Raw genomic sequence first — 7834 nt, forward strand, 5'->3', positions numbered from 1 at the left:
TGTGTTCAATTGGTTGTTACGAGTTCAGGCAGGGCATGCCGACCGCGTCATGGTCTTGACTGGATGATGCTTGTATCTCCACCGGAAAGGACCGGGAAGGATTATGGCCGGCGATGATGTCCCTTGGGTTGGTGTATGAAGGGGTCGCCTTTTGTGTGTTGCCGTGGCGTTGTCGTCGCGGCCCCTGTTGGCTGGGATTCTACTCCTGTTCCTGGTGCGTGGGGATGTCGAGCGCGTCGAACGCGGCGCGCGCCTGGGAGCGGGCGGCCGCGAGTTCGGCCGCGGTGGGCGTGTGCGTGTCGGGCGCGTCCCACGCGCGGGACGTGTTCTCCGGGCTCCACAGGCGCCGGTCCGTGGACCATTCCTTGTCCGCTTCCATCAGGGGGACTGCGGTGGGAATCTTGGACCGAATCCATCCTATGCTACCAGACCCAAACCCCTGCGATACTGCATGGGGCTCCTATAATCCAGGTCGCTCTTTATCCTGACATCCCCGTACCACCTGAAGTAGGCGTCGGGCATCCCCACGAACTCCTCGATCGTGACCCCGGCCCAGTCGCAGCCGTAGAAGAATTCTATCTTCAACCTTCCGAAGAAGCCCTCGCACCTCGCATTATCGGGACTGCATCCCCTCCTCGACATCGATCTGACCAGGCCGTTCTCATCGCATATCCTTATCCATCCCGGCCAGCGGTAATGGCAGCCGCGGTCCGAGTGGATCTTGGGATGGTCGCCCTCGCCGAGCCACTTGCACGCGCCGGGCAGCGACGAGTTGGCCATCTCGGCGTCGGGCGACGTGGAGATCGACCAGCTCAGCGGCATGCCGTCGAAGCAGTCCACGATGGGCGAGAGATACACCTTGCCTGCGGGGATGCGGAACTCGGTCACGTCGGCGATCCACAGCTCGTTGGGCTCGCCGGCATGGAAGCGGTGCCTGCCCCGCTCATCGCGCAGCAGGTTCCCGGGCGCCTCGGTTATCTCGCCCTCGTAAGAGCTGTAGCGCCGCCTCTTCTTGGCGGAGCGGGCGGCCAGCCCCTCGTCCCTCATGATGTCGCGAACGGTCCACTCGCCGACGTCGACCATGGCGGTGATGCGCCTGTAGCCGTATGTGCCGCCGCTGGCCTTAAACGCCTCGATGACCGCCTTCCGCGCTGCGGCGCGCTCTTCGGTCTCGCCTTCGGCCTAGGCGTTCCTGGCGTACTCGTAGCTGCTCTTGGCCATGCCCACCACGGGCAGAATCTCGCAGAGCCTGTATTCAGCCCTCAGCGCCGTCACCATCGCCGCCTTCTCCTCGTTCGTCAAGCAGCCCTGGGTCGGCGCCCTGGTCTGTTTTCACTATCTCGAGGGTCACCTGACGCACATCCAGCTCGAGCTGCACCCGCCTGAGCTGCATCTTCGCCTCGCGCGGCATGTCCTGCAACACCTCGACGTCGTCCGGCAGGTCGTCGATTCCTCGCTCACGGGAACGCCTTTCTCTTCGATGCCCCCGACATTATCGCCCATAATCTCCCTTCGCCAGACGTAGGGCGTCGTCCTCGACACGCCGTGCTCTCGGCGACCTCCGCAGCGGGCCCCGTCCTCGCCTCCAGCTCGGCGACGACCTGCACCTTCCTCTCGACGGAGACGGGTTCTCGCCTTGGGTCGGGCCCCTGTACTTGCGCTGGCCGGGGGCGAGCTCGTCGATCCAATCGCAGAGGTACTCCCCGCTGGCGGGATAGCCCATCCTGCGCATGGTCCTGACGAGGCTCTTTCCGTGCACGAGGTAGTAGTCCACGGCAGCCTGCCTCATCCCCAAGGTGAACTTGGGATCCCGTTGCCGCTTCGGGTGCCTGACCTCCCCGTGCTCCAGACAGTCCTTGTACCAGGCTCTGAGCGACTGCCTCGCCGGGTAGCCGAGCTCGGCAACGGTGTCTGCCGCGCTCAGGTCGAACTTGATGTAGGTCTCGATTGCCAGCTTGCGCTGCTCTGTACTGTACATGCGGTCCTCCGTGTAACCTTTTCTTGGTCCAGGATCACCACCGCAGTCCCCACCGTACAAATCAACTTGACAAAATACAATGGAACGCACGCATCCGCGACATGCTACGCCGGCACCGGGGCCTGTCCCTGGCTCGGCAGATCAAGGCGGTGTGCTGGTGGCGCCACCAGCACACCGGGCATCCTGAACCCGACGCGTGGCTCGCGGCCAACGCCGTCACGGACGAACAGATCGAGGCGCTCTACCGGGAGGCCTGGAAACGCAGTCCGCGGGCGCATGGCAGACGACAGGAATCCCGATGCGATACGGCACCGGCATCGACTGGGACGAATTCCACACCCCCACCGAATACCACGGCACCCCCGACTGACCCACCACCGGACACACATTTTGGCCTACAACCTAAAGAAAGTCTATAAGCAACATAGTTTAATCGCTATGGAAGGAAAAGAATCAGCACAATCACATTATTAAAGTTAGACCGGTACGGATTCTATAATGTTAGCACGTTCGACACTCACCATCCTCGTTGATCCCCATAGGCAAGAAGAACTTGCGCTGCTTCCAATCCATGCTTGTTTATAAACAATGCTTTTTCTTTGTCATCCACGAATAATTTATCTGTGGATCCATCCTCTAAATGGATTATTTTAATATCGGGATCATAATGGGTATGCCAACCGTTGTGCTTACAACGAATCGCTAATATATCTTCTTCGCAGTATAAAAATGTTTCCGGCACAAACGGTAATTCACCGGTCCGAATGAACAGTGGGGTAAAAATTAGAGCGGCGCCTTGCAACAGCGCATCCTCAGCAGCATGCTCACGCTGTCGCTGCCGCACAATCGACAACCTTCTTTCACGCTCCCTCAGCAATCTCTGAAACATCGGAAGCCGTTCCATAATATCGCGACAGAACCATTTTAAGCGCAATCTCAATGGTGCATAATCCGAAATACCACCCTGCTGACACTTTGGAGTCATTTTGTAAATTGCCGCCTCCACTTCTTGTCGGTCTCTTGCCTTCATCCTCATAGGACTTTGATGCTCTCCGTTTCTGTTGACAACATCAGGTCCAAGTACAAATGCATTTGTTTCATTGTATACGTGACATGTATTTTTCATGAACTCAAGTTGTTCAATAATTGTATCATTATTAATGATTACAACAAAGTCTGGAGAGCAATTATTTAGTGCATATTTATATCCAATATTATTACCTTTGCTGAACCCCAAATTAACGTCATTATGCAAAAAATGAATATAATTACAATGCCCATAGTTTTCCTTAAGCTGTTCAAATGATCCATTATTTGACGCGTTGTCAACAATGATTATATCTACGCCAAACTCCGAATTTCGCTTACGCAAATTAATCACCGACTTGACACACATATCAGTCAGCTCATACGAAAGGTAATGCAATACAACAAATGAAAAACGACTTCCCATATTATTCTTGAACTCCCTATATAAAGCAGAAACTCACTAATTATAGCGATTGGTTCCCCCATCAGCATAGTCATAGGCCCCGATTAGCGATTTGACATGCAGTTGCAACTCCCCCGCTAACACATGTCATGGTGCCACATTGATAAATTCCCGATAACAACATAAAAGTAAATCATCGATACACGGCCATCCCAGACACCCATATAGACATACATCTTCCCCCTCACCCCAATATTACCGCACATAACACCTTGACTTGTATAACAGAAATATGAGTTATTCATTCAACATGGAGTCAGTTCTAGGAGCGACAACTGAGCATGAATTGCGTTCTTGGTTGAAAACCTCACAATACACTTCTATCACAAAACTTGCCATACAAAATGCGCTAATGCTCAGGACAGGAATAAAATATAGAAAATTTGCATGGTTTCGATATGAACGCATATATATTGCACCATCATGCACAATGCAGCAAAATGGGTTATTAGTGGCAACACTTGAATTTCTCACATACAAGCTTCATTCTTTTATATGCAATTCTAAGATAATAGAAAGTTCTTTCCCTGATTCCGTTCGAATAAAATATCTTTGTATCTTTTTTATCAATGTTATATCTTACTATTCTACTCTGATAGCTATCTTCATAAATAGATGAATGCTGATAAATTAAATTATCTTTCATAAGTAGAATATTCTTATGTTCTTTTCGCATATCCCGGATAAATTGATAATCTATCATTTCAAGAAAATACTGTTCATTATATTTATAAGAATCGAAAATATCGCGTCTAACTACAAGACCAGAGTTTATGGCGAAGAAATTTTCTGGACACGACTCTAGTGAATCGAGATAGGCGAAACGACAATGCTTATACACACAAGGACTTATTAATGTATCTGAATTCACCTCTCGGACTATAGGAACAAGCACATCAGCATGGGTAGAAAAAATCCAAGTTCTAACTAAAGGTAGATAATTCGACCCATAAATAGTATCATCATCTGAAAAAATGACATACGGAGTCGAGATCTTCTCAATTCCTTTGTTATATGCCTTTGCAAGACCTTCATTCCCGTGCATATCAAGATAATAGAAATTTGTCAATTGTTGAGAAAGAACCACATTGCTGCGTTTTATATTACCATTCGTCGTATTATCACATACATATACAGGAATATTTGCAGATATAAAGTAAGAAACTGAAGGCGAATCACTTATCAACGTATTATATAGTACTACAAGTGCTGACACAACTGACATTTTACTCTCTTAGTGTATGAAGATTTGCTTGACTTGCTCGCGGTAATCTATTTCCATATCAGCAATCATTTGTCTGAAAGCATTAAAATCACACAACTGCTCTTCATAATTGTCTAGCATTTCTCGAATCTTCCGCTCAACCTGAAGAACACTAACGTTACGACTCAATTTATATTGCATCGGAATCATCACATCATCAGTTGCTGCAGCATGAATCGACCGTACAAGAACATTACATCCATTATATGCAGCCTCCTTGGGCATCCTCTCAGGGCCAGGGAAATTCCCGAAGTCAACATATAATTTTGCAGTTCTATACAATTCAATCATCTGATTGAAATTTAATCCATTGATTGGCGTATACGTGAATGCATTACGTTTCAGCAACGATCGCATAAGTCTAGAAGGTTTCGATGGATTATACAAAACAATATTCTTCCTGTGTGAAAAATCGTCATACCTACCAGCAGTCAAAAAGTCGTTTCCAATTGGGTGCACAAGCTTTTGCGTAACAACGTTAAAATGTCGCTGAACCATTTGCTCGGCATAATACGAACCGACTAGATTCATACAATGTGCGATTGGGAAATTCGGCCGACAATGTCTCAACGTGTTAATGCACCAATGACCGAGTCTTCTGATATTAGCATCATATGTTGTTTGCATAGCTCTTGTAATGCTTTCGACAGAATTCCATGCCATTATGCCATCATAATTATTATAAGACAACCACCAAATTATAGGCTGTAGATGAACGAATTCAAATAACAAATGTGTCGCATTTTCAGGAACAATGATGATTCCTTCAGCGCATTGTTTCGCTTCCTCGGGCTTAACGAGTGGTAGCCCTCGAGCTATATACCTTTTGAATTTCTGTGGCAACACATCATGTTTGCCCCATGCAACAACACGTGCATCTACTCCCAGTCCACGCAAATCACAACCAAGTTGATAAAGTGCTTCACCGCCACCCGAATAAGCACCTATGTCAAGGATATACACAACAAGATTATTCATATCATTTCCTCAAATCTCTAATTAGAAAGAAGACAACTCAGAAATCATGCTATTCCACGGCGCACTCCACCGCAGCAGAATAAACATTGATCCGAAGAATATACAACGTACAACAAGTAACAGGCCTTTTCTCTCAAACGGATATGCGTCAATCATGCCTGCAGTTGTAAGTATAGAAAAACGCTGGAGCCTCATTGTGTCCAAAAAATTAAGAAGCAAGGGAACAAAAGACACATATTCGGATGTCTCGAGCAAAGACACAGTTGCAATAGCATTGCCATGGGTATCATTCAGATTTTTCTTTTTGTTGATATACTTACACATTCCCATATTGACAATACATATCACTAAAGCGACGGCTATTGCACTGAATTCTGATATATTATTGCCGACCATCACACCATAAGTGTCATAAACAGTAGTCTGTTGCTCTCCTAATATACTAATCATAATCTTGTTTGATATTGCTGGATAAACAATCTGAGCAATAAACAACACCGCAAAAAGACATATGACATACTTAATCTTTGATCCATTAAAAAAGTATAAGAGATAGAAAGTTACCATAACTATGCTTGTTGCATGTACACCCACAGATAATAGTGCAAATAAAATGCTTGCAAACACATAAATGCAAGATTGTTTGTTTTCTCTACTCTTCTTTATATGGAATGAACGGATGAAGAAGAATAACGATAAATACAATAAAGATAGAGAGAAATATTGTCTTATTTGAATAATTCCGATAATTCCCGGATAGACCCAGATTGTGCCCATGGTCGCATTCACCCTGTGGAACATTTTGAATGCCACAATTTCAATAATTGAAATCGACAAGATAACAATTATTGTTTGATAAAGTCTAAATTGCAGATGACAAACCTTTGCTGAGAGCATTATCATTGACCATACTGGATATGCTTTTCCATCGCTTATGTTTTCTATAGCATAATAAGTTGATTCATATCTATTGTAGTCCGGTCTTAATATCCAAATCCAAGAGACAAATCCAAGGACCAGTGGACTGACAATCATGATAATGTAATTGAAAATTCTGTCATATTCAAAGACAATCAAAACGAGAATGAAAATGATATATAAAACTAAAGCCATTTGCATAAAATACTCATCGGTTATGAGATTCATATTTCATTACAGGCATGTCAATGCCATCACGAATTCCCCTGCAAAACGCCGCCAACTTCTCACTTTTACGATCTTCAAATAGAATTGTTAATAATACCTGTGGCAATATCTGATAAATTCCCTCGAATTTATTCCATACATCAAACCAGTATTTTCGACTATAATAGATTCTGTTTCTCGCTTTGTAATAACAACGTTTCGGGGAATGCCCAAAACTATAGAATCTTTCCAGTCTCCATTGGCCGTTTGATTCTTTCCGCGGCGTCCACAACCATGTTCTCTTCGCACTCCCGCATTCATGAATTAATTCTGCCGCATTTACTTTGAGTATTTTATAATCATTTAGCAATAGGCGCTCATTAAAATCATAATCAACATAGTCAATGAACATATTTTCATCAAAACCACCAACTTTATCCCAAGCATGAAGGTTTGTCAACGAACCGGAAGTTATCACACTTTTCCTTGCTGCAGTCTTAATTCTTGTTACTTCTTTATTTTCATAGTCTTTAGTTTTATACTCTTTATTCCTATCAAGAATGTTTGGTGAAACGATGCCCACATTCATATCTATGTGCCGTGATAGCTTCTCGACCATTCCTTTGGTTGAAACGCTATCTTGATCCAGTAACAGCATCCACCCGTATCCTTCGTCTCTGCTTAATTCTACAAGCTTATTGAGCGCTGCAGCAATCCCCCTGTTTTCCGAAAAATCATATAGCGTAATATGAAACTCACTTGATAAACTACGAATATCTTGGATATTCTTTGATGCATTATCTACAATAAATATCTTTTCTACTTGATTCTTTACAGACTCGATATTTTCTCTCAGACGGACCAAATCTGGATTGTATGTAACAATTCCTGCCGAAATCATCTGTAATCACCCCTCATGCTCATTTAACTTCTTATATATTTTAACATTCCCCATCTACAACACTGTGCATCATCTGTTACAGGGCTTCGTGCAGCG

The 7834-nt window shown here is 45.3% G+C and carries 8 protein-coding genes and 2 pseudogenes; 1 reads left to right on the forward strand and 9 read right to left on the reverse strand.

The window, feature by feature from the left end:
• Positions 1–199 precede the first annotated feature (199 nt).
• The 4 genes and pseudogenes from BBOU_RS04000 to BBOU_RS09415 all read right to left on the reverse strand — a co-directional run bounded on the left by BBOU_RS04000 (position 200) and on the right by BBOU_RS09415 (position 1978).
• Entirely contained in the window at positions 200–379 is a 180-nt protein-coding gene (locus BBOU_RS04000; protein ID WP_035142628.1) for a hypothetical protein, read from the reverse strand.
• A gap of 38 nt (positions 380–417) precedes the next feature.
• Positions 418–1158, reverse strand: a pseudogene (locus BBOU_RS04005) (IS3 family transposase); the annotation flags it as partial.
• Between the two features lie 97 nt (positions 1159–1255).
• Positions 1256–1411, reverse strand: coding sequence for a hypothetical protein (locus BBOU_RS09205; protein WP_156098065.1), 156 nt, complete (start codon positions 1409–1411; stop codon positions 1256–1258).
• Between the two features lie 81 nt (positions 1412–1492).
• Positions 1493–1978: a hypothetical protein gene (locus BBOU_RS09415; RefSeq protein ID WP_052157538.1), complete on the reverse strand. Its 486-nt coding sequence runs from the start codon at positions 1976–1978 to the stop codon at positions 1493–1495.
• 56 nt (positions 1979–2034) lie between these two features.
• Between BBOU_RS09415 and BBOU_RS09210 the strand changes: the two are divergent.
• Positions 2035–2348: pseudogene (locus BBOU_RS09210) on the forward strand (IS256 family transposase); the annotation flags it as partial.
• Positions 2349–2495: 147 nt separating this feature from the next.
• Here BBOU_RS09210 and BBOU_RS09055 read toward each other — a convergent pair.
• The 5 genes from BBOU_RS09055 to BBOU_RS04030 all read right to left on the reverse strand — a co-directional run bounded on the left by BBOU_RS09055 (position 2496) and on the right by BBOU_RS04030 (position 7738).
• Positions 2496–3431 (reverse strand): glycosyltransferase family 2 protein, encoded by a 936-nt coding sequence (locus BBOU_RS09055; protein ID WP_081815590.1) that lies wholly within the window; start codon positions 3429–3431, stop codon positions 2496–2498.
• 487 nt (positions 3432–3918) lie between these two features.
• Positions 3919–4686: a glycosyltransferase gene (locus tag BBOU_RS09060; RefSeq protein WP_161788259.1), complete on the reverse strand. Its 768-nt coding sequence runs from the start codon at positions 4684–4686 to the stop codon at positions 3919–3921.
• 18 nt (positions 4687–4704) lie between these two features.
• Positions 4705–5712: a hypothetical protein gene (locus tag BBOU_RS09215; RefSeq protein ID WP_152595668.1), complete on the reverse strand. Its 1008-nt coding sequence runs from the start codon at positions 5710–5712 to the stop codon at positions 4705–4707.
• 21 nt (positions 5713–5733) lie between these two features.
• Complete coding sequence (locus BBOU_RS04025; RefSeq protein ID WP_162176998.1) at positions 5734–6747, reverse strand: EpsG family protein; 1014 nt, start codon at positions 6745–6747, stop codon at positions 5734–5736.
• Between the two features lie 91 nt (positions 6748–6838).
• Positions 6839–7738: a glycosyltransferase family 2 protein gene (locus BBOU_RS04030; protein ID WP_026503544.1), complete on the reverse strand. Its 900-nt coding sequence runs from the start codon at positions 7736–7738 to the stop codon at positions 6839–6841.
• Positions 7739–7834 lie beyond the last annotated feature (96 nt).

It is taken from the genome of Bifidobacterium boum (assembly GCF_000741535.1).
GTDB lineage: Bacteria > Actinomycetota > Actinomycetes > Actinomycetales > Bifidobacteriaceae > Bifidobacterium > Bifidobacterium boum.

Bases quoted from the DNA above. Each gene is read 5' to 3' on its own strand.
- BBOU_RS04000 (WP_035142628.1), bottom strand. From the start codon at position 379: ATGGAAGCGGACAAGGAATGGTCCACGGACCGGCGCCTGTGGAGCCCG.
- BBOU_RS09205 (WP_156098065.1), bottom strand. From the start codon at position 1,411: ATGCCGCGCGAGGCGAAGATGCAGCTCAGGCGGGTGCAGCTCGAGCTG.
- BBOU_RS09415 (WP_052157538.1), bottom strand. From the start codon at position 1,978: ATGTACAGTACAGAGCAGCGCAAGCTGGCAATCGAGACCTACATCAAG.
- BBOU_RS09055 (WP_081815590.1), bottom strand. From the start codon at position 3,431: ATGGGAAGTCGTTTTTCATTTGTTGTATTGCATTACCTTTCGTATGAG.
- BBOU_RS09215 (WP_152595668.1), bottom strand. From the start codon at position 5,712: ATGAATAATCTTGTTGTGTATATCCTTGACATAGGTGCTTATTCGGGT.
- BBOU_RS04025 (WP_162176998.1), bottom strand. From the start codon at position 6,747: ATGATTGTCAGTCCACTGGTCCTTGGATTTGTCTCTTGGATTTGGATA.
- BBOU_RS04030 (WP_026503544.1), bottom strand. From the start codon at position 7,738: ATGATTTCGGCAGGAATTGTTACATACAATCCAGATTTGGTCCGTCTG.